The organism is Streptomyces sp. NBC_01508, assembly GCF_045040315.1.
Classification (GTDB): domain Bacteria; phylum Actinomycetota; class Actinomycetes; order Streptomycetales; family Streptomycetaceae; genus Streptomyces.
The window spans coordinates 7291879-7312839 of record NZ_CP109419.1; the positions used below are offsets into that span (position 1 = coordinate 7291879).

General features: G+C 71.8%; 17 protein-coding genes. 10 read left to right on the top strand and 7 right to left on the bottom strand.

The genetic code is table 11. The annotated features are described in order from the left end of the window. Positions 1–22: 22 nt before the first annotated feature. Positions 23–421 (bottom strand): hypothetical protein, encoded by a 399-nt coding sequence (locus OG700_RS33695; protein ID WP_405620256.1) that lies wholly within the window; start codon positions 419–421, stop codon positions 23–25. A 204-nt stretch (positions 422–625) separates the two neighbouring features. Here OG700_RS33695 and OG700_RS33700 point away from each other — a divergent pair, with 204 nt between their 5' ends. The 4 genes from OG700_RS33700 (at position 626) to fxsA (ending at position 4875) form a co-directional block, all read left to right on the top strand. Further along, positions 626–1066 (top strand): Lrp/AsnC family transcriptional regulator, encoded by a 441-nt coding sequence (locus tag OG700_RS33700; protein ID WP_405620258.1) that lies wholly within the window; start codon positions 626–628, stop codon positions 1064–1066. Positions 1067–1240: 174 nt separating this feature from the next. Continuing rightward, a complete protein-coding gene (locus tag OG700_RS33705) occupies positions 1241–2881 on the top strand; it encodes an amidohydrolase (protein WP_405620260.1) in 1641 nt (546 codons plus the stop codon). Positions 2882–3433: 552 nt separating this feature from the next. Then, entirely contained in the window at positions 3434–4201 is a 768-nt protein-coding gene (locus tag OG700_RS33710) for a polyprenol monophosphomannose synthase (protein ID WP_405620262.1), read from the top strand. Positions 4202–4263: 62 nt separating this feature from the next. Further along, a complete protein-coding gene (gene fxsA / locus OG700_RS33715; RefSeq protein ID WP_405620264.1) occupies positions 4264–4875 on the top strand; it encodes an FxsA family membrane protein in 612 nt (203 codons plus the stop codon). A 113-nt stretch (positions 4876–4988) separates the two neighbouring features. Here the strand turns inward: fxsA and OG700_RS33720 are convergent, their stop codons facing one another. From OG700_RS33720 to OG700_RS33735, 4 genes are all read right to left on the bottom strand, one after another. Next, a complete protein-coding gene (locus OG700_RS33720; RefSeq protein WP_003959706.1) occupies positions 4989–5363 on the bottom strand; it encodes an RNA polymerase-binding protein RbpA in 375 nt (124 codons plus the stop codon). A gap of 254 nt (positions 5364–5617) precedes the next feature. Then, on the bottom strand, positions 5618–6976 hold the full coding sequence (locus tag OG700_RS33725) for an MFS transporter (protein ID WP_405620266.1): 1359 nt from the start codon (positions 6974–6976) through the stop codon (positions 5618–5620). A gap of 43 nt (positions 6977–7019) precedes the next feature. Beyond that, positions 7020–7784, bottom strand: coding sequence for a glycerophosphodiester phosphodiesterase (locus tag OG700_RS33730; RefSeq protein WP_405620268.1), 765 nt, complete (start codon positions 7782–7784; stop codon positions 7020–7022). Beyond that, positions 7781–8449, bottom strand: a complete 669-nt coding sequence (locus OG700_RS33735) for a YitT family protein (RefSeq protein WP_405620270.1) — start codon at positions 8447–8449, stop codon at positions 7781–7783. Before OG700_RS33735 ends, OG700_RS33730 begins: the two co-directional genes overlap by 4 nt. Before the next feature lie 104 nt (positions 8450–8553). Here OG700_RS33735 and OG700_RS33740 point away from each other — a divergent pair, with 104 nt between their 5' ends. Further along, positions 8554–10074 carry a PLP-dependent aminotransferase family protein gene (locus OG700_RS33740; RefSeq protein ID WP_405620272.1) on the top strand — a complete coding sequence of 507 codons (1521 nt, stop codon included), beginning with the start codon at positions 8554–8556 and terminating at the stop codon, positions 10072–10074. Positions 10075–10106: 32 nt separating this feature from the next. Here the strand turns inward: OG700_RS33740 and OG700_RS33745 are convergent, their stop codons facing one another. Together OG700_RS33745 and OG700_RS33750 are read right to left on the bottom strand one after the other, a co-directional pair. Beyond that, positions 10107–11804, bottom strand: a complete 1698-nt coding sequence (locus OG700_RS33745) for a hypothetical protein (RefSeq protein WP_405620274.1) — start codon at positions 11802–11804, stop codon at positions 10107–10109. 55 nt (positions 11805–11859) lie between these two features. Next, positions 11860–12054 carry a hypothetical protein gene (locus OG700_RS33750; RefSeq protein WP_189109156.1) on the bottom strand — a complete coding sequence of 65 codons (195 nt, stop codon included), beginning with the start codon at positions 12052–12054 and terminating at the stop codon, positions 11860–11862. A 253-nt stretch (positions 12055–12307) separates the two neighbouring features. Here OG700_RS33750 and OG700_RS33755 point away from each other — a divergent pair, with 253 nt between their 5' ends. The 5 genes from OG700_RS33755 (at position 12308) to OG700_RS33775 (ending at position 20937) form a co-directional block, all read left to right on the top strand. Continuing rightward, the gene (locus OG700_RS33755) at positions 12308–12760 is read left to right on the top strand and encodes an ankyrin repeat domain-containing protein (RefSeq protein ID WP_405620277.1); all 453 of its coding nucleotides are present in this window, start codon (positions 12308–12310) and stop codon (positions 12758–12760) included. 269 nt (positions 12761–13029) lie between these two features. Then, positions 13030–14448 carry a HEAT repeat domain-containing protein gene (locus OG700_RS33760; protein WP_405620279.1) on the top strand — a complete coding sequence of 473 codons (1419 nt, stop codon included), beginning with the start codon at positions 13030–13032 and terminating at the stop codon, positions 14446–14448. A gap of 136 nt (positions 14449–14584) precedes the next feature. Continuing rightward, on the top strand, positions 14585–18241 hold the full coding sequence (locus OG700_RS33765) for a hydantoinase B/oxoprolinase family protein (protein ID WP_405620281.1): 3657 nt from the start codon (positions 14585–14587) through the stop codon (positions 18239–18241). A 118-nt stretch (positions 18242–18359) separates the two neighbouring features. Next, positions 18360–19904 carry a hypothetical protein gene (locus OG700_RS33770; protein WP_405620283.1) on the top strand — a complete coding sequence of 515 codons (1545 nt, stop codon included), beginning with the start codon at positions 18360–18362 and terminating at the stop codon, positions 19902–19904. Positions 19905–20025: 121 nt separating this feature from the next. Then, positions 20026–20937: a hypothetical protein gene (locus tag OG700_RS33775; RefSeq protein WP_405620285.1), complete on the top strand. Its 912-nt coding sequence runs from the start codon at positions 20026–20028 to the stop codon at positions 20935–20937. Positions 20938–20961 lie beyond the last annotated feature (24 nt).

The following is a 20961-nucleotide window of genomic DNA, read 5'->3' on the forward strand; positions in this document are numbered from 1 at the left end:
TCGAACGGCAGGTGATGGGGCGTCAGGCGGCGTGCCTGAGCGGCTGCGGCATCTTGAACGGGCGTGAACTCGGGCCGCCCGCATGGGAGAACGGCTGCGTCCGCCAGTCCAGGCCCTGAGGGAGCGTCAGCAGCAGCGCGGTGTCCTGCTCCTGGGCATCGAGCGATTCGTCGGCCGGCCGGGCGTCCGCGGCCGAACGGCCCGTACCCGCGCACACGGTGAGCACGAACGGATTCCACGGGCTGGGGCACAGCGCGTGCTCCGGCAGGCTGTCCTCGTCCGCCAGCAGGGCGATCGGCTGGGAGCAGTCCGGGCACACGACCCGGAACATCTCGAAGGTGTCGTAGAAGTCGAGTTCATCGGCCTCGACGGGATCAACGGGCTCCGGTTCGGTACGTCCGGCGCGCTTCAGGCTCTGCATGGAGACACTCCCCCTCGGGTGGGCCGACCAGCCACGTGCGGCCTCGACCACAGCAAGCAATTCCCGTCGCGCGACGCGGGTAACCGTGAGGTCTCGACCGACCCCGTGACATGCCTGTGGTGTTCGTCACATGACCGGCGCGGGTGACGATCCGGTACGCCGTCGACTGTGCCGGAAGCGACCTCGGGCAATAGGTTGATCCGCATGGAGGAGTTGGATCGTCAGATCGTGGAGTTGCTCGTCAAGGACGGGCGGATGAGCTACACCGACCTGGGCAAGGCCACCGGCCTGTCCACCTCGGCGGTGCACCAGCGCGTCCGCAGGCTGGAGCAGCGCGGAGTCGTACGGGGCTACGCCGCCGTCGTCGACCCGGAAGCCGTCGGCCTGCCGCTGACCGCGTTCATCTCGGTCAAACCGTTCGACCCCAGCGCGCCGGACGACATCGCGGACCGGCTCGCCCCGATCCCCGAGATCGAGGCGTGCCACAGCGTGGCCGGTGAGGAGAACTACATCCTGAAGGTGCGGGTGGCCACGCCGCTGGACCTGGAAAACCTGCTGTCCCGCATCCGCACGCTGGCCGGCGTCTCCACCCGTACGACGGTCGTCCTGTCCACCCCGTACGAGGCGAGGGGGCCGCACTTTTAGGGGCTCGGCTCACTCGCCGGGGCGCCTGGCCCTCGGCTCACTCGCCGGGGGGACTCGCAGGCGGGCAGATCCGGCCCGTCCCGCGTTCGAGGGCGAAACCGCCCACCGGGCGGACCCGGTCACGTCGTACCCCTGCGTGCCCCGCACGTCCCGCGAGGCGGGAGACTGGTCGGCATGAACGATCGCGCCGCCCCCCAGAGCGAACCCCGCACCGTGCTGCTGCGCGGTGGAGACGTCCACAGCCCCGCCGATCCCTTCGCCACGGCGATGGTCGTCGAACGCGGCCACGTCGCCTGGGTCGGCTCCGAAGGCGCCGCCGACTCCTTCGCCTCCGGCGTGGACGAGACCGTCGACCTCGAAGGCGCCCTCGTCACCCCCGCGTTCACCGACGCGCACGTCCACACCACCGCCACGGGCCTCGCCCTCACCGGACTCGACCTGTCCGGCGCCCGAACGCTCCGCGACGCGCTCGCCCTCGTACGCGCCCACCACACCGCGCACCCCGGCGACCGGGTGCTCCTCGGACACGGCTGGGACGCCGCGCGCTGGCCCGAGCGCCGTGCCCCCTCCCGTGCCGAACTGGACGAGGCGGCCGGCGGCCGGCCGCTCTACCTGACGCGCGTCGACGTCCACTCGGCCGTGGTGACCACCGCGCTCCTCGACCGGGTGCCGGGCATCACCGAATTGGCCGGTTTCCATCTGGACGCACCGCTGACCGGCGACGCCCACCACGCCGTACGCGCCGCCGCACACGCCGCCGTGACCCCCGCCCAGCGCACCGAGGCGCAGCGCGTCGCCCGCGCCCGCGCCGCGTCGCTCGGCGTCGGCACGCTCCACGAGTGCGCCGGCCCCGACATCTCCGCCGAGGACGACTTCACCGGGCTGCTCCGGCTCGCCGAGGACGAGCCGGGCCCGCGCGTTCACGGCTACTGGGCCGAGCGGATCAGCGACGCCAAGGGCGCGGCACGGATCCGCGAACTCGGCGCCGTCGGCGCGGCGGGCGACCTCTTCGTGGACGGTTCCCTCGGTTCGCACACCGCCTGGCTGCGCGAGCCGTACGCGGACGCGCCCCACACCGGCGCCGCGCATCTCGACGCGGCCGACATCGCCGCCCATGTCACGGCCTGCACGGAGGCCGGGCTCCAGGCCGGCTTTCACGCCATCGGGGACGCCGCGATCGACGCGGTCGTCGCCGGGACGCGCACCGCCGCCCAGACGCTCGGCCTCGCCCGGATCCGGGCCGCCCGCCACCGGGTCGAGCATGCCGAGATGCTGACCCCCGAGACCGTCGCCGCCTTCGCCGAACTCGGCCTCACCGCCTCCGTCCAGCCCGCCTTCGACGCGGCGTGGGGCGGTACGGCGGGCATGTACGCCGACCGGCTCGGCCAGGCGCGCGCCGGCACGCTCAACCCGTACGCCGCCCTGCTGCGCGCGGGCGTCCCGCTCGCCTTCGGCTCGGACAGCCCGGTCACCGCCCTCGACCCGTGGGGCACGATCAGGGCCGCCGCCTTCCACCGCACCCCCGCTCACCGGATCTCCGTACGCGCCGCCTTCACCGCCCATACGCGCGGCGGCGGGCGCGCCGTCGGCCGGGACGACACGGGGGTGCTTGTGCCCGGCGCGCCCGCCGACTACGCGCTCTGGCGCACCGAGGAGCTGATCGTCCAGGCCCCCGACGACCGGGTCTCCCGCTGGTCCACGGACCCGCGTTCGGGCACGCCCGGCCTGCCCGATCTCACCCCGGGCGCCGCCCTGCCGGTCTGTCTGCGGACCGTGGTGGGCGGACGAACGGTGTTCGTGCGACCGAACGAGTGATGTACCCGCGTTTCCGTACCGCCGACCGATGCTTCCCAGCCACTGTCGCGACCAGCGGATCTTCCCCGCTGACCTGCTGAAACAGGTAATTGCCGCAGGTCGGGGGAGTATTGACAGCAAGCACACACGGGCCGGTAGGTTCGGCCGGGTCCACCAAAGGACGTCCGACCGGCAACTCCCACGCAGTCGTCGAACGCCGCTGGGTCATGGGGTGGTGTGCCGCACCGGCGCACCACCACTGGGAGCCAGGTTCAGCGCCCGCGCCTCGGGGGCGAGGGAAGGTTTCTGCCGGCCGGCGGGTGCGACCCGGGTAGGGCCCCGGCGTTCAGTAGACAACGGCTTTCGGTCGACTCGCAGCCGGCGGGTCCCAGGTCGGCCCGAAGGACGCCGGGACCCGATCCGCAGACCCCGGATCTGCTGCCCGGCCGGCCCACGGTCGGATTCCGGCCGTCCGCGTCGTTTCCCCGTACGACACCCCACCGCTGTGTGGACCGTCACCCCTCCCGTGCTCGCTAAGGTGGTACTTCTGCGTACGGCGATTAAGGGGCAGTTGTGAACGACGGTGGTCAGAGGCAGTACGGCCCGCTCGGCGCAGCCTTGGTGATCATCCCGACCTTCAACGAGGCGGAGAACATCAAACGGACCGTCAGCCGCGTGCGCGCGGCGGTCCCGGAGGCCGACATCCTCGTGGCCGACGACAACAGCCCCGACGGCACCGGAAAGGTCGCCGACGAACTCGCCGCCGACGACAGCCAGGTCAACGTCCTGCACCGCAAGGGCAAGGAAGGGCTGGGGGCGGCCTATCTGGCGGGCTTCCACTGGGGCATGGAGCATGGCTACGGCGTTCTGGTCGAGATGGACGCCGACGGCTCCCACCAGCCCGAGGAACTGCCCCGGCTGCTGACCGCGCTCAAGGCCGCCGACCTCGTGCTCGGCTCGCGCTGGGTGCCCGGCGGCCGGGTGGTGAACTGGCCGAGGACCCGGGAGATGATCTCCCGCGGCGGCAGCACGTACTCACGGGCGCTGCTCGGCCTGCCACTGCGCGACATCACCGGCGGGTTCCGCGCCTTCCGTACGGAGACGCTCGACCGGCTCGGCCTGGACGAGGTCGCCTCCCAGGGCTACTGCTTCCAGGTCGACCTCGCCCGCCGCGCCGTCGAGGCCGGCTGCCATGTCGTGGAAGTGCCGATCACCTTCGTCGACCGCGAGCTGGGCGACTCCAAGATGAGCCGGGACATCCTCGTGGAGGCGCTCTGGCGGGTCACCGCATGGGGCGTCGGGACGCGGGCGAACCGCATGCTCGGCCGAAAGCCCCTCTGAATCCGCTGATTCCGGCCACCCTTCGTACGACAACGCGGGCGGCTCCCAGGCACACTGGAATCATGACGACCGGCGCAACGCCCCCCGTGGCTCCGCAGCGCTCACGCGCTCGAAAAATTGTCCCTCTGGGCATCGCTCTCTGGCTGGTGCTCGAAATCTGGCTGCTGACCGTCGTGGCCGGCGCGACCAACGGGCTGACCGTGCTGTTGCTGCTGGTCGGCGCGGGCATCCTGGGCTCGGTGGTCGTGAAGCGGGCGGGCCGCCGGGCCTTCCGGAATCTCACCGAGACCCTTCAGCAGGCGCAGCGGCAGCAGCAGAACCCCGGCGCCGCCGAGAACGCCGACGAGAGCGCGAACACCAGCTCAGGCAACGGCTTCCTGATGCTGGGCGGCCTGCTGATCATGCTGCCTGGGCTGATCTCCGACGCGGTCGGTCTGGTCCTGCTGCTGCCGCCGGTGCGGTCGATACTGAGCCGGAAGGCCGAGCGGTCGCTGGAGCGCCGTATGCGCGCCGCCGGGCCCGGCGGGCTCGGCGACGCCTTCCAGCAGGCTCAGCAGGCCAGGATGAACCGCCCGGACGGCAAGGTCGTACAGGGCGAGGTCATCAAGAACGACGAGCCGCGGCCACCCCGCGGCCCGGACCAGGACGGACCCCGCCCGCCCCTGACGCCCTGAGAGCCACGAACGGGAGAGCGCAGGGGAGAGTCACGGAAAGCCATGGGCCGCGACACTGTGTGTGTCGCGGCCCATGGCTTCTCGCATGTGCTGTTGTGGCGGTACCGAGCGGGTCAGGCCGACTTTCGGCTGTCCCGCGGATGCACCGCGATGTTCATGGCGCCGGAGCGCAGGACGGCCAGCCGTTCGGCCAGCACCTCCTCCAACTCCTCGCGTGTGCGCCGCTCCATGAGCATGTCCCAGTGCGTACGCGCAGGCTTGCCCTTCTTCTCCTCGGGACCATCCCCGTCCACCAGGAGTGCCTGGGCGCCACACGCCTTGCACTCCCACTCCGGCGGAATTTCCGCCTCTACCGAAAACGGCATCTCAAATCGATGGCCGTTCTGGCATGCGTACTCCACCGCCTGGCGCGGGGCCAGATCGATGCCGCGGTCCGTCTCGTAGCTGGTAACCACAAGTCGCGTGCCGCGGAGAGCTCGCTCACTCATGAATCGTGCCTCCCGGGCTTGTCGCCCACAGGACAGGTGTCGCTGTCGTCGTCATCCGGTCAACGTCCGGTCGGCGGTAAAGATTCCCGTCGCGGGTCATACGTCGCCGTCGTGCCGCCCCTTGTTGTACCCACCAGCGCCCGGTTTGTCACATCTGGTGCTGGATGTCAGCCGACGTTGTCGTTTCTGTGACACGCAGTAACGGTCCGGCTGACAGGCCAACGGCGTACACTACCGCGCTTTCACTTCAACGTCTAAATCCGCTCCGGCACGGGGTTTCCCGCCTCGGCGACGGCCCGGCGGACCGGCACCCTCGCCAGCAGCACGAACCCGATCACGAAGAAGATCACCAAGGAGAGAATCGCGTCCCGGTAGCTGCCGGTGACCTGATAGGCGAGGCCGAACACCAAGGGGCCCAGCCAGCTCAGCCCGCGGTCACTCATCTCGTACGCGGCGAAGTACTCGGCCTCCTTGCCGCGCGGCACCAGATGCGAGAACAGCGAACGCGACAGCGCCTGGCTCCCGCCGAGCACCATGCCGATCGCGGCGGCCAGACCGAAGAACCACACGGGAGACCCGGCGGGCAGGAAGTACCCGGCCCCCAGGATCGCCGTCCAGACGGCCAGCGAGGCGAGAATCGTCCGTTTGGCCCCGTGGATCCGCGCCAGCCGGCCCATGCCGAGCGCGCCCACCACCGCCAGGATCTGCACCAGCAGGACGGCCGTGATCAGGGTCGTCTGGTCGAGCCCCAGCTCCTCGGAGCCGTAGATCGACGCTTGGGAGATCACCGTCTGCACGCCGTCGTTGTAGATCAGATAGGCGAGCAGGAAGGAGAGCGTGAGGGGGTGGCGGCGCATGTCGCGCAGCGTGGCCGTCAACTGGCGCCAGCCCGTGCCGATCGATCCTTCGCCCGCGCCGCCTCCGTCCTTCGCCACCCGCCGGTCGCGCAGCCGGCTCAGCGGCACCAGCGTGAAGGCGCCCCACCAGACACCGGCGGAGGCCAGGCAGATCCGTACGGCCGTCGACTCCGAGACGCCGAACGACTCGTGGCCGGTGTAGAGAATCAGGTTGAGTACGAGGACGAAGGCGCCCGAGGTGTAGCCGAACGCCCAGCCCCGTGAGGACACGGCGTCGCGCTCCCCGGGCGTGGATATCTGCGGCAGATAGGCGTTGTACAGCGCCATGGACACCGACAGCGAGGCGTTCGCCACGATCAGCAGGACGACGCCCAGCAGATAGCGGTCACCGCCCAGGAAGAACATGCCCGCCGTGGCCGCCGCACCAACGTACGCCGCGACGGCGAGCAGCGGCTTCTTGCGCCCCGTCCGGTCCGCCGCCGCGCCGGCCAGCGGCATCAGCAGTACGGCCAGCACGATCGAGAGGGACACCGAGTACGCGAAGACCGAACCGGCCCGCACCGGGATGCCCAGCGGATGGACGAAACCGTCGGCGTCGGCGGCGGCCTTCGCCACGGACGTCAGATACGGGCCGAGGAAGACGGTGACGACGCTCGTCGAGTAGACGGAGCACGCGAAGTCGTAGAAGTACCAGCCGCGCTGCTCACGTATGCGGCCCGTCTCGTCGTCGGTCAGGTCCGCGGTGTCGGCGGTCACCCCGCGCCCCCTCATTCGTCCCCGTAGGGGGCATCCGTACCCGTCAGTGCCAGATCCCGCGCTCGGTGAACACCGCGCGCAGCGTATCCAGTTGATCGGTCATGATGCCATCCACGCCGAGGTCCAGGAGGGCCCGCATCCGATCCGCCTCGTTGACCGTCCAGACGTGCACCTTCAGACCGCGGGCGTGCGCCGTCCTCAGGAAGCGCTCGTCGACCACCCGTACACCGCTCCGGTCCGGCGGGACCTGCGCGCAGACGGCGCCCTCGCGGACGGGCGCCGGTACTCCGTAGGAGCGCAGCCGCAGGCCGAGCACCCCGCGCACGCCGTACGAAGTGGCGAGCCGGGGGCCCGCCAGCCGGCGCGCCCGCGCGACCCGAGCCTCCGAGAACGAGCCCACGCACACCCGGTCCCAGCTGTCCGTCCGCCGGATCAGCTCGATCAGCGGGCGCAGGGCGGGCTCCGCCTTCATGTCGACATTCCAGCGGGCGTCGGGGAACTCCTCCACAAGATCCTCGAAGAGCGCGAGCGGTTCACGTCCGCCGACCCTGGCCCGGCTCACCTCGCTCCACGGCAACTCGCGGATCCGGCCGCGCAGATCGGTGACCCGGTCGAGGGTCGCGTCGTGGAACGCGACGAGCCGGCCGTCGGCCGTGGTGTGCACATCGGTCTCGAAGTAGCGGAAACCGAGTCCGGCGGCGCGCCGGAACGCAGCCGCCGTGTTCTCGATCCCGTCGGCGGCGCCGCCCCGGTGGGCGAAGGGGATCGGCGACGGATGGTCCAGATAGGGATGGTGTACGGGAGTCACGGCCGAAGTATGGCCCGCTCCGCGGAGTCCCCGGCGACGGCCGTGCCGCCGTCGTCCGCCGGCGGGACGACGAAGACGCGCAGGAACAACTGGGCGAGCGGCCCGATCGCCAGCGCGTAGACGATCGTGCCGACCCCGACGGAACCGCCGAGAACGAAACCGGTGGCGACGACGGCCACCTCGATCCCGGTCCGCACCAGCCGCACCGACCGGCCGGTGAGCCGGTGCAGCCCCGTCATCAGACCGTCGCGGGGGCCGGGGCCGAACCGGGCGGCGATGTAGAGACCCGTGGCCACGCCGTTGAGGACGATGCCGGCGATCAGCAGCGGAATCTGTACGGCGAGGCCGTGGCCGGCCGGGACGAGGGCCAGTGCGCCGTCCATCGCGATGCCGACCACGAACACGTTGGACACCGTGCCCAGCCCGGGACGCTGCCGGATCGGGATCCACAGGAGCAGCACGACCGCGCCGACCACGATCGACACGACGCCCATGGTCAGACCGGTCAGTTCGGACAGGCCCTGGTGCAGCACACCCCACGGCTCCAGCCCGAGACCGGCCCTGACCAGCAGGGCCGCGCTCACGCCGTACAGCGTCAGACCGATGTAGAGCTGGACGAGCCGGCGGGGGAGCCGCTTCCCACGGAGAGCGGGCGTGATGGACAAGGCGCTGTCCTCCAGGAGTGGAACGAGTGGACTGGTCCGTGTCACTCTGTGGCGGGGTGGCGAAGGCCGACCATGGCCAATTTGGGGAAGGTGGACTGATTTCGATGACGCAGTGGACTTCGGCGGTCGGAGCGGCACAGCTCGCGCGGCAGCTCAACGCCCAGCAGCCGCGATCCGCCGGCCCCGGCACCCGCAAACCGCCCGCCTACCGGGCCCTCGCCGACGGCGTCAGGCTGCTCGTCCTCGAAGGCCGCGTGCCGGTCGCCGCGCGGCTCCCCGCCGAACGCGAGCTGGCCCTCGCGCTCTCCGTCAGCCGTACGACCGTCGCCGCCGCCTACGAGGCCCTGCGCGCCGAGGGATTTCTCGAATCACGCAGGGGCGCCGGCAGCTGGACCTCCGTACCGGCCGGGAACCCGCTGCCCGCCCGCGGCCTCGAACCGCTGCCGCCGGACTCCCTCGGCTCGATGATCGACCTCGGCTGCGCCGCCCTGACCGCGCCCGAGCCCTGGCTCACCCGCGCCGTGCGGGGCGCGCTGGAGGAGCTGCCGCCGTACGCGCACACCCACGGCGACTACCCGGCGGGGCTGCCCGCGCTGCGCCAGACGCTCGCCGACCGGTACACGGCGCACGGTATTCCGACCATGCCCGAGCAGATCATGGTCACCACCGGCGCGATGGGCGCGATCGACGCCATCTGTCATCTCTTCGCCGGGCGCGGTGAACGCGTCGCCGTCGAGTCGCCCAGTTACGCGAACATCCTCCAACTGATGCGCGAGGCGGGCGCCCGGCTCGTTCCCGTCGCCATGGCCGAGGGACTGGCCGGCTGGGACCTGCCGCGCTGGCGCCAGGTGCTGCGGGACGCGGCGCCCCGACTCGCCTACGTCGTCGCCGACTTCCACAACCCGACGGGCGCCCTGGCCACCGAGGACCAGCGCAGACAACTGGTGGAGGCGGCGCGTTCGGCGGGGACCGTGCTCGTCGTCGACGAGACGATGTCCGAGCTGTATCTGGACGGGGAGGTGGACGGCGACCGGCCGGGCGACGAACTGCCGCCGCCGGTCTGCGCGTTCGACCCCGCGGGCAGCACGGTCCTCACGGTCGGTTCCGCCAGCAAGGCGTTCTGGGCGGGCATGCGCATCGGCTGGGTACGGGCCGCGCCCGAGGTCATCCGTTCCCTGGTCGCCGCCCGCGCCTACGCCGACCTCGGCACCCCCGTGCTGGAACAGCTCGCGATCAACTGGCTGATGGGCGGCGGTGATTGGGAGCAGGCGGTCGGCATCCGGCGCGCCCAGGCCGCGGAGAACCGGGACGCGCTGGTGACCGCCGTCCGCAGGGAGCTGCCGAGCTGGGAGTTCGACGTGCCGCGCGGCGGGCTGACGCTGTGGGTGCGCACCGGCGGACTGTCCGGCTCGCGGATCGCCGAGGTGGGCGAGCGGGTCGGTGTACGGGTGCCGGGCGGGCCGCGCTTCGGGGTCGACGGGGCCTTCGAGGGGTACGTGCGGCTGCCGTTCACCGTCGGCGGCCCCGTCGCCGACGAGGCGGCCGTCCGGCTGGCGGCGGCGGCCCGCCTCGTGGAGAGCGGGGCGCGGGCCGGCACGGACATGCCGCGCACGTTCGTCGCCTGACCGGGGCGCGGCGCGTGTGCGGCTTGGGGCGGTCAGCCCTCGGCCGGTACGGCGGCGGGCATCGGCGCGGGGCTCTGCCGCGGTTGCTGCGGCTGCGGCTGCGGCTGCACCTGGACGTGAGCGTGCGCCTGCGTCTCGTCCTCGGCCGGTGGGCCGGATTCCGGGTCTGACTCCGGGTCCGATTCCGGCGCTCCGGCGGCGGTGGCCGTCGTTCCGTCGAGCGGCGTGTGCCGCTCCGGCAGCAGATCCAGCACCGCCCGGCGGTGCGCGTCGCTCGTGGCGTCGTCGTACGGATCGGGTGTCGCCGGGACCTGGAGCCTGAGCACCGGTCCGGTGCCGAGCCGCGCGTAACCCCGGCCGGTCGGGATCTCCGGCGTGGGAGTCGTGTGCGGCGGCGCTCCGAGGACCGCCGCCAGTTCCTCGCGCGTGGCGGCGCCCAGCACGACCCGGGCGCGGGTGTGCGTCCGTACGGTCTCGCTGAGCGCGTCCAGGGTGTCGAACTGCTCCGCCACGACCACCGTCACATTCGCGGCCCGGCCGTGCCGCAACGGCACTTGGAGCAGCTCCTGCGGATCGGGCCGCCCGTCGGCGGCCGCCAGATGGGCGAAGGCGCTCGGCCGGTCCAGCAGGAGCCACAGCGGGCGTTTGGTGTCCTCGGGCACGGCGTGACCGGACTGCCGGGCGCGGTTGGCGGCGATCAGCCGCCGTTCGGTCTCGTTGGCGGCCCATTCGAGACCGGACAGCGCGCCCGAGAGCCCGCACTCCACGGCGAGGACGCCCGTACGCCCACTGAGGCTGGCGTACTCGCCGGTCCCGTTGCCCTCCACGATCACGACGTCGCCGTGCGCGAGCGCCTGGAGGGCGATCGAGCGGAGCAGACTCGTGGTGCCGCTCCCCGGGCGCCCGACGGCGAGCAGATGGGGCTCGGTCGAGCGGGCTCCCGTACGCCAGACCACCGGAGGGGCGTCACGGGTCTCGTCGCCCTCCACGACCGGCACGGTGCGCCGGACCGCGTCGGCGTCGGTGAAGCCGAGCACGGTCTCGCCGGGGGCGGTGACGAAGCGCTGGGCGGCGATGGCGGTGGGAAGCGGCGGCAGCACGCTCATGACGAGCACGTTGCCCTCCTCGTTCCAGTCGAAGAGATACTCCCGGCCGCGCCCGGACTTCGCGTACAGCAGGTGCTCGATCCGGACACGGGAGGAGTCCTCACCGTCGGGGAAGTACGGCGGGTACGACACCCGCAGCCGGGTGAGACGCCCGTCGGCGTCGAATTCGTACTCGTCGAACGCCTTGTCCCACTCGCCGCCGTGGGCGAAGAGGGGACTCGGGTCCTCGGGCACGGAGAAGTACGGCACCAGCGCCTCGTAAAGAGAGCGCAGGCGCTGGAGCTCCGCGTCGTCGGGCCCGGTGCGCACCGGCGTACGGTCGCGGCCCTTCCAGCCGGCCACCGCCATCACCGAGATGAGGGCGAGCAGTGGTCCGTTCGGGACGAGCGCGACCACCAGGACGCAGGCCGCGACCAGGAACAGCGCGGGACCACGCCGGTCCTTGGGCGTAGCGGCCCATTTCTGCCGTCCGGTGCCGGCCAGCAGACGCAGACCACGTGTGATCGTGATCAGCGGATGGAGGACGTCGGTGGCGCTGTCGGCGGCCGAGCGGGCCATCTCTCGGCTGCGAGCGATGTGAGCGCTGCCGCTGCTCAGAATGCGGGGGAGTGGTCGCCGGGCCACGTCTGTCTCCTGAAGGTGCGAAAGGTGCTGGAGGTGCTGGAGGGGTGGAAAGCGGTCAGAACTTGATCCCGCCCAGCAGGCCGGCGAGGCTGGCGCCTCCGGCCGTGATGCTCGGGGCGATGGCTGTGCCCGCGAGATAGAAGCCGAAGAGTGCGCAGACGAGCGCGTGGGACGCCTTGAGTCCGTCCTTCCTGAAGAAGAGGAAGACGATGATTCCGAGCAGCACGACGCCTGACATGGACAGGATCATGAGGGGTTCTCCTGGTCGAGGGGGACAGTCACCATGAGTTCTTCCATGCTCACAGTAAGTATCTATGTGATAAAAGGTGCAAGTGGGTGAAATCCGTCGAATTTCACTGAACCGGCGGACAGCGGAAGCCCGCGTACCGCTTAGTGCGGCCTCCGTCGCCCCGGAGCGGTCCACAGGGCAGTAATCTGTCGATTCACTCGTACGGCTCCACAGCCGTGCGTCCCAGGTCAACGGCGTGAGAGGCGGTTCACCGATGAGCGAGGCACCGGACGACGCGGCCCCGGCCGACGCGGCACCGGAAGGTGATGCTTCCCACGGTGAGGCTCCCGACAGCGATGTCATCGAACTGGCCACGAAGGTCTTCGACCTCGCGCGCCGCGGCGAGACCGAGACGCTCGCCGCCTACGTGGACGCGGGCGTCCCCGCGAACCTCACCAACGACCGGGGCGACTCACTGGTCATGCTCGCCGCCTACCACGGCCACGCACCCGCCGTGGCGGCGCTGCTGGCGCGCGGAGCCGAGGCCGACCGGGCCAACGACCGCGGGCAGACGCCACTGGCCGGCGCGGTCTTCAAGGGCGAGGACGCCGTGATCCGCGCGCTGCTCACCGGCGGGGCCGACCCGGCGGCCGGAACACCCTCCGCCGTGGATACAGCGCGGATGTTCGGGAAGACGGACCTGCTGGAGCTGTTCGGAGCACGGTGAAAGGAGGCGTCGTAAATGTGGTCGCGGTGGCGAAATGGGTGGGTCATCATGACGTCGGGTCCGGAAAGGGCCACCGACGAGAGGCAGAGGAAGATGGTCTACACCAAGCAGGAGACGACGGTCGAGCGATGTTGTCGCGCGGCCTAGGCACTGTCTTCGAAGTAGCGCCGTCCGCCCGCAGGCCAGGCGGGACTTCGACGACAGGGCCTAGGCAGCCTAGGCATCCCCACCCTCCGGTTGCGTCGACAGCTTGATGTGAGGCACTCCCCATGTTCGATCCAGTCATAGCGCCGAGCGGCACGCTGCTCGGCCTGCTGCAAAGGGGGCGCGGCGACGGCACATTGCACGCGCTGGCCGCACCCCGCGCCGAGGCGCTCACCGCCCTCAACCACTGCGTGATGAACGACCCGCGCCACGACTGGCAGGTCGAGAACCGCTCCCTCTACTACGCACGTCTCTACCTGGACCTCCACGGTGATCTCGAACCGCTCGAACACCACCTCTTCCGTGTCGAGGACCACTTCGACACGGAGGAATCCCGCACCGGGCTCACCCTCGCCGTACTCGGCCACCTCGCCTCCTACGGAAGAGACGACGCCCTGGAGCTGCTGCGCCGGTACGCCAGGTCGGGATCCAACTGGACCTGGGCGCTCGACGAGTTGGCGCTGCGCGACGACGACGCGGGTCTGCGGTCGCTCGCCCCGCCGATCCTCGCCAGATTCCCCGCGACGGCCGAGGGCGACGCGGAGCTGGCGACCGCCGTCCAGGGCGCCTTCGAGCCCCGGCCCTGGCGGCTCTGGGCCGACGACCCGCGCGAGGCGGTCGCCACCCGCGTCAGGGCGGCCCAGGAACAGGGCTCCTTCGACCGGTGGCAGCAGCAGATGCGGCCGACCGGACCGCGCCCCGGCTGGAGCGTCCAGGCCGTTTTCGAATGGGCGCAGGACGGCCTCGAACGGGGCACGACCCTGCACGTACCCGCCGCCCGCTGCCTGACCGCGGTCGCCGGACCCGATGACCGCGCCGCGATCGTCGAAGCCGGCCGCAGCGCCCCCGACGGCGCACGCTCGGCCGCGCTGCACTATCTCGCCGAGGCCCGCGACCCCGCCGTGCTGGACCTGATCGAGACCGCGGCGACCGACCCGTCGCAGTCCCTCGCCGAAGCCGCCGTCGCCGCCTTCGAGCGGATGTGCGGCGAGGCGGCTGTCGACCGGGCCCGCGGCTGGGTGCACCGGCCCGACGCCCTCGGCGCCTCTGCGGCGGGTGTCCTCGCCTCCCGTGGCGGCGCGCAGGACACCCAACTCGTCCTCGGCGCACTGCGCGAGGCCGTACGGTCCGACGGACCCGACGCGCCCCGGCTGTGGACCCTCGTCGACGGCACCGGACGGCTCGGCATCGGCTGCGCCGCACCCGTACTGCGACATGTGTACCGGGAGACGGCCTCCTCACAACTGCGCGGGCGTACGGCCAGGGCACTGGCGGCCACCGACCCCTCGTACGCCACGGGGTTCGCCGTCGAATGCCTCTGGGACTGCGAGGAGACCACCAGAGAGGTCGCCGCGCTCCACGCCGAGACCGGCGACGTGCGGGTGGCCGACCGGCTGCGGCGGCTCGCCGCGGATCCGGCCGAGGAGGCCGAGGTGCAGACCGCCGTACGGAGCCGGATCGGGCCGGACGCGCCCGCCGTCTGACAGCGCCCCCCGCCCGGACGCACCGGGCGGGGGCGGCGACACCACGGGGGAGACAGCCTGTCCCGCGCGCCGAGCACACCCGGTCCCGCGCGCCGGCAGCGCTGCCGCCGGACGCTCCGCTTGCGAGAATGGGCGGATGACTGGGCGCTGGGAATTCTGGATCGACCGTGGCGGCACCTTCACCGACGTGGTGGGGCGGCGGCCCGACGGACGTCTCGTCACACGGAAGCTGCTCTCGCACGACCCGGAGCGGTACGACGACGCGGCGGTGGCCGGGATCCGGCTGCTGCTCGGCGTGGCACCGGACGATCCGGTGCCCGCCGACCGGATCGACGTCGTCAAGATGGGCACCACCGTCGCCACCAACGCCTTGCTGGAGCGCCGTGGCGAGCCGACCGTCCTCCTCGTCACGGAGGGCTTCGGCGACGCGCTGCGGATCGCCTACCAGAACCGCCCCCGTCTCTTCGACCGTCACATCGTGCTGCCGGAAGCGGTCTACGAGCGCGTCATCGAGGTTCCCGAACGTGTCGACGCGCACGGCGCCACCGTGCGGCCGTTGGACACGGCGGCCGTCGCCGCGCGGCTGCGGGAGGCGTACGACGACGGCTTCCGCAGTGCCGCCGTCGTCCTCATGCACGGCTACCGTCACCCCGGCCACGAGAGCGCCGTCGCCGAAGCGGCCCGCGCGGCGGGCTTCACCCAGGTCAGCTCCTCCCACGAAGTCAGCCCCCTGATCAAACTGGTGCCGCGCGGCGACACCACCGTCGTGGACGCGTACCTCTCCCCGATCCTGCGGCGCTACGTCGACGAGATCGCCTCCGAACTCCGCGACATCCGGCTGATGTTCATGCAGTCCAACGGAGGGCTGCGCGAGGCCGCCCACTTCCGTGGGAAGGACGCCGTGCTGTCCGGACCGGCCGGCGGCGTCGTCGGCATGGCCCGTACCTCCGGACAGGCGGGCTTCGACCGTGTCATCGGCTTCGACATGGGCGGCACCTCGACCGATGTCTCCCACTACGCCGGGGAGTTCGAGCGCGAGCTGGGCACCCAGGTCGCCGGGGTCCGGATGCGGGCGCCCATGATGAACATCCACACCGTCGCGGCCGGCGGCGGCTCCGTGCTGCACTTCGACGGCCAGCGCTACCGCGTCGGCCCCGACTCGGCCGGCGCCGTGCCTGGCCCCGCCTGCTACCGCAGGGGCGGCCCGCTCACCGTCACCGACGCCAACGTGATGCTCGGCCGGGTGCAACCCGACCACTTCCCCGCGGTGTTCGGCCCGGACGGCGACCGGCCGCTGGACGCCGACGTGGTGCGTGAGCGCTTCGCCGCGCTCGCCGACGAGGTCGAGAAGGCCACCGGCGTACGGCGCGAACCGGCCCAGGTCGCCGCCGGCTTCCTGGAGATCGGCGTGCTGAACATGGCCAACGCCGTCAAGAAGATCTCCGTCCAGCGCGGCCACGACATCACCCGCTACGCCCTCACCAGCTTCGGCGGCGCGGGCGGCCAGCACGCGTGCGCCGTCGCGGACGCGCTCGGCGTCGACACGGTGATCGTGCCGCCGCTCGCCGGGGTCCTCTCCGCGTACGGCATCGGGCTCGCCGACGCCACCGCCATGCGCGAGCAGTCGGTGGAGGCCGAACTCGGCGCCGGGGAGGGCGGCGTGGACGGTGACACGCCCGGCCGGGTACGTGACATGTGCGCCGCCCTCGCGGAGCGCACCCGCGCCGAACTGCGCGCCGACTCCGTCCCGGATGCCGCGATCACCACCCACGCGCGTGTGCTGCTCCGGTACGCCGGGACGGACGCGAGCCTGGCGGTGCCCCTCGGCACCGTCGCCGACATTACGGCGGCCTTCGAGAGCGAACACCGCTCGCGCTACGCCTTCACCATGGACAAGCCCCTGGTGGTCGAGGCCGTGTCGGTCGAAGCCGTCGGGAAGGCCGAGTCGCACGGTACGTACGCGGCCGGGGCGACGTCAGCGGAAGAGTCAGCGGAAGAGGCGACCTCGGTAGAAGGCGGCGACGGGTCCGCGCCGCCCGCGCGGGTACGGATGTTCGTCGACGGCACCGAACGCGACTGCCCGCTCCACCGGCGCGCCGACCTGCGGCCCACCGACACCGTCGAAGGCCCCGCGATGATCGCCGAGGCCGACGCCACGACCGTGGTGGACGCCGGCTGGCAGGCGGCGGTCGGCGACCTCGGGCACCTGCTCCTGACCCGGGTACGCCCCCGCCCCAGCAGGGTCGCGGCGGGCACGGACGTGGACCCGGTACTGCTCGAAGTCTTCAACAACCTCTTCATGGCCATCGCCGAGCAGATGGGCGTACGGCTGGAGAACACCGCCCACTCCGTCAACATCAAGGAGCGGCTCGACTTCTCCTGCGCACTCTTCGACGCCGACGGCAACCTGATCGCCAACGCGCCGCACATCCCCGTCCACCTCGGTTCCATGGGCGAATCCATCAAGGAGGTGCTGAAGCGCGACAAGGACTCGCTCCGTCCCGGCGACGTGTACGCCGTCAACGACCCCTACCACGGAGGCACCCATCTGCCCGATGTGACCGTGGTGACACCCGTCTTCGACGAACAGGGCGAACACCTGCGCTTCCTCGTCGCCTCGCGCGGCCACCACGCCGAGATCGGCGGCATCACGCCGGGTTCGATGCCCGCCTTCAGCCGGACCATCCACGAGGAGGGCGTGCTCTTCGACAACTGGCTCCTCGTCCGCGACGGCAGGCTCCGTGAGACCGAGACACGCGAACTGCTCGCCACCGCGCCGTACCCCTCCCGCGACCCGGACACCAACCTCGCCGACCTGCGCGCCCAGATCGCCGCCAACGAGAAGGGCATCGCCGAACTGCGCCGGATGACCGAGCAGTTCGGCTACGACGTCGTCAACGCCTACATGGGGCACGTACGGCGCAACGCGGAGGAGTCCGTACGCCGCATCATCACCGGGCTGAGCGACGGGACCTACCGCTACGAGACCGACAACGGCGCCGTCATCGCGGTCGCCGTGCGCGTCGACCGCGACGCCCGCAGCGCGGTCGTGGACTTCACCGGCACCTCACCGCAGCAGGAAGGCAACTTCAACGCGCCCAAATCCGTGGTGATGGCGGCGGTCCTGTACGTCTTCCGGACACTGATCGCCGACGACATCCCGCTCAACAGCGGCTGTCTCGCGCCGCTGGACGTGCGGGTGCCCGAGGGTTCGATGCTGTCGCCCGCGTTCCCGGCGGCGACGGTGGCCGGCAACGTGGAGACCTCGCAGGCCGTGACGGGAGCGCTGTACGCGGCGCTGGGCGTGCAGGCCGAAGGCTCCGGCACGATGAACAACCTCACCTTCGGCAACGAACGGGTCCAGTACTACGAGACGGTGGCGAGCGGATCGGGCGCGGGGGAGGGCTTCGACGGCGCCGACGCGGTCCAGACCCACATGACCAACTCCCGTCTCACCGACCCCGAAGTACTCGAATGGCGCTATCCGGTGCGCGTCGACGCGTTCGCCGTCCGGGACGGCAGCGGCGGCCGTGGCCGCTGGACCGGCGGCAACGGAGTCGTACGGCGCATCCGCTTCCTGGAGCCCATGACGGTCACGCTGCTGACCGGGCACCGCACGGTTCCGCCGTACGGCATGGCGGGCGGCGAACCCGGGGAGGTGGGCGGCAACGAGGTGGAGCGGGCCGACGGGACCCGGATGCCGCTGAGGGGGGTCGACTCGGTGGCCGTGGCCGTGGACGACGTACTGGTGCTGCGCACCCCGGGCGGCGGGGGATACGGCACGCCGGAGTGAACTCGCGGGATACGGCGGGCCGGTGGCCGGTCGCCCGCACCGCGGGCCGACCGCGCGAGTCGCTGGGGCTTCTGCGTCGTTTCGACCGTTGTCAGTCCGAGGACCTAATCTGTGCAACGTGACTTCGCCTGCCTCGACGGACCCCGTTCCGCCCCAGCTCAGCGCGGGGCCGCGGCTCGCCCAGGGCCCGGCCGCCGACGAAGGGCTGGCGCGGCGACTGCGCGCGCTCGCGTGCACCGCCCCGCTGCACGACCTCGACACCCGCAAGGCCAATCTCGCGGGGGAGTACTCCGTCTACGCGATGGCGGAGGTCGCGCTCTCGGCGATCGACCTCGTGACGCTCAACATGGACTTCGACACCGGCGCGGACCACGAGCAGATAGTGGCCAGACTCCTGCCGCGCGTCGCCGCCCAGGCGCCGCACCGCCCGGCCACCGAGCACGAGCGGGTGGCCCGCTGGGTGCTGGAGAATCTGATCAACGTCGGCAGCGTCGACCGCGGATTCCGCGCCGTGTACGGCACGTTCGGCGCCGACGGCGTCTACACCCGCCGCGACTACGACTTCAAACTCATCGAGGAAGTCCCCGGCCACGGCGGCAGCGTCTATCTGCGCACCACCGACGAGGCGGTGAACGTGCTGGTGGGCGCGTTGGACACGGATGTCACCAGCGCGCAGATCGCCGCCGAGGTCAAGCTGGAGGTGCTGATCAACAGAGGGCGGCTCGCCGACGCCCAACTCGCCGCCGAACAGGCCCGGTACCGGACCGTGCAGTACGCGGAGACGCTGCGCAGGACCCTGGAGGCCACCCGGCGCAACGTCCGCGCGGTCGACTGGCTCAACGCCGTGCCCGACATGATCGCCGAAGCGCTCGACCATGTCGCCGACCGCTACCGCCACGAGAACGCGATCCTCAACAACATCCGCAAGTCCCGTGACGAGGCGGAGACCGGCGCCGACCCGAAGACGGCCGAGCACAAGCGGCGTGCCGCCGAGCTGGTCGACATCGTCAAGGACTGCATCCGCAGACACACCCAGCTCCAGTCCCGGCTGCTGGAGGCCGGCCCGCTGTTCCGCGCCGAGCAGGACCGCCAGGCGTTCGCCGAGCCCACGACCCGCACGGGGCTCGATCTGTACGGCCAACTCGTCGCCCCGCTCCTCCCGCTGTCGGTCGACCGGGCGAGCCGGGTCACCGACGCGTTCTTCGCCCGTGGCACCGGGCTGCGCACGCCCGCGTCCGTGCGGGTCGGCGACCTCGTGGACCTGCTGCTCACCCCTCCCGTGGAGCGGGAGCACCTCGGCGCGGAGATGCCCGAGCCCGATCTGATCGCGACACCCGACGACAGCCGCTTCAGCGAGGAGCAGTTGGCGGGCGCGATGGAGCTGCTCGACCTGGAGCACGACGCGCCGCGCAGACTCTCCGGCCTGCTCGCCGAGGCCCGCCGCCGCGATCCCGACCTGCCCTACCTGGTCGCGCTGCTCGCGATCCACGCGGCCAGTCCGCCGGTCGGTACGGCCTACCGGCAGGGCGAGGAGCGGCTGTTGTTCGCCGTGGACGACGGCACTCCCCTCGACGACGAGGAGTTCGGCGGTGCCGACCTGATAGTGGGCACGGCTCTGCTGGACGCCGCGGGCATGACGGCCGACCGTACGGAGGCGGCATGACGCGCACCGGGCCGGCCGGCCCGGTCGTGCCCCGTGCGACGCAAGCCGGTACCGCCCCCGGCCCCCGGCCCGGCCCTGGTACCAAACGCGACAGGACCACCCTCAGCAAGGAGCACCGCCCGTGAGCGACCACCAGGCAGAGCACGCCGCCGCGTGGGGCGAGCCGGGCAGCACGGAGGCCGCCCGAGCGGCCGTCCCCGCGCCGGGCGGGGCCGTCACCCCCGCCGACGCGGCCGACGCCGCCCGCCTCGTCTCCTTCGGACTCCAGCCCAAACTGCTGCCCGCGCGTGACGCCGAATACGCCGACCTGCTGCGCCGCTACCGCGAGGAGCCGGCCTTCGCGCGGCTGGCCGACGCGGTCGCCACCGGCCTCGGTCTCGTCGTCCTCGAAGTCTCGCCGCGCGCCGGAATGGCCGTGACGGCGGGCGAGGACTCCGTGTTCGCCGTCCGTATGGGCGACTACGCCCGCCGCGCCTCGACCGACTCCGCCGACCGATTCCTGCACGGCCTGGCACATCTCGCCGTCGCCGCCATGGCCTTCCCCCGTCCCGAAGATCTCGCCGACGACGGGTACATCGGCCGCATCACCGTCAACGGCGTCGACGCCTTCGTACGGCAGGCCTGCCGCAGGCTGGAGGAACAGGCCGAGGAACAGGGCGAGAACACCGACCCGGCGACCGACGCCCCCGGCCTCGAATCGGCCTGGCGCATCTACGCGCGCCGCAGCGCGACCGGCGCCACCAAGGACGCGCGCCGCCTCGCCGGCTCCACCACCGGCATCATCGGCAAGGCCATGGCCTTCCTCACCGACTCCGGTTTCCTGCACCGCACCGGCGACGACGCCGGAGGCGCGTACCGCACCACGGCCCGCTACCAGCTCCAGGTCCGCGACATGGCAGGCAGCGCCGCCATGGCCGAACTGCTCGCCCTGGGCGTCGTCCCGGTCACCGACGGTTCGGCCACGCTGCTCCCCCCACCCGACCCGGACGACCTCGACCTGGTCGCCGACGCCGGACTGCCGTTCCACTCCTGAGCGGCCCGGCAGCGCCGCGGCCCA

Bases quoted from the DNA above. Each gene is read 5' to 3' on its own strand.
- OG700_RS33695 (WP_405620256.1), bottom strand. From the start codon at position 421: ATGCAGAGCCTGAAGCGCGCCGGACGTACCGAACCGGAGCCCGTTGAT.
- OG700_RS33700 (WP_405620258.1), top strand. From the start codon at position 626: ATGGAGGAGTTGGATCGTCAGATCGTGGAGTTGCTCGTCAAGGACGGG.
- OG700_RS33705 (WP_405620260.1), top strand. From the start codon at position 1,241: ATGAACGATCGCGCCGCCCCCCAGAGCGAACCCCGCACCGTGCTGCTG.
- fxsA (WP_405620264.1), top strand. From the start codon at position 4,264: ATGACGACCGGCGCAACGCCCCCCGTGGCTCCGCAGCGCTCACGCGCT.
- OG700_RS33720 (WP_003959706.1), bottom strand. From the start codon at position 5,363: ATGAGTGAGCGAGCTCTCCGCGGCACGCGACTTGTGGTTACCAGCTAC.
- OG700_RS33740 (WP_405620272.1), top strand. From the start codon at position 8,554: ATGACGCAGTGGACTTCGGCGGTCGGAGCGGCACAGCTCGCGCGGCAG.
- OG700_RS33750 (WP_189109156.1), bottom strand. From the start codon at position 12,054: ATGATCCTGTCCATGTCAGGCGTCGTGCTGCTCGGAATCATCGTCTTC.
- OG700_RS33755 (WP_405620277.1), top strand. From the start codon at position 12,308: ATGAGCGAGGCACCGGACGACGCGGCCCCGGCCGACGCGGCACCGGAA.
- OG700_RS33760 (WP_405620279.1), top strand. From the start codon at position 13,030: ATGTTCGATCCAGTCATAGCGCCGAGCGGCACGCTGCTCGGCCTGCTG.
- OG700_RS33765 (WP_405620281.1), top strand. From the start codon at position 14,585: ATGACTGGGCGCTGGGAATTCTGGATCGACCGTGGCGGCACCTTCACC.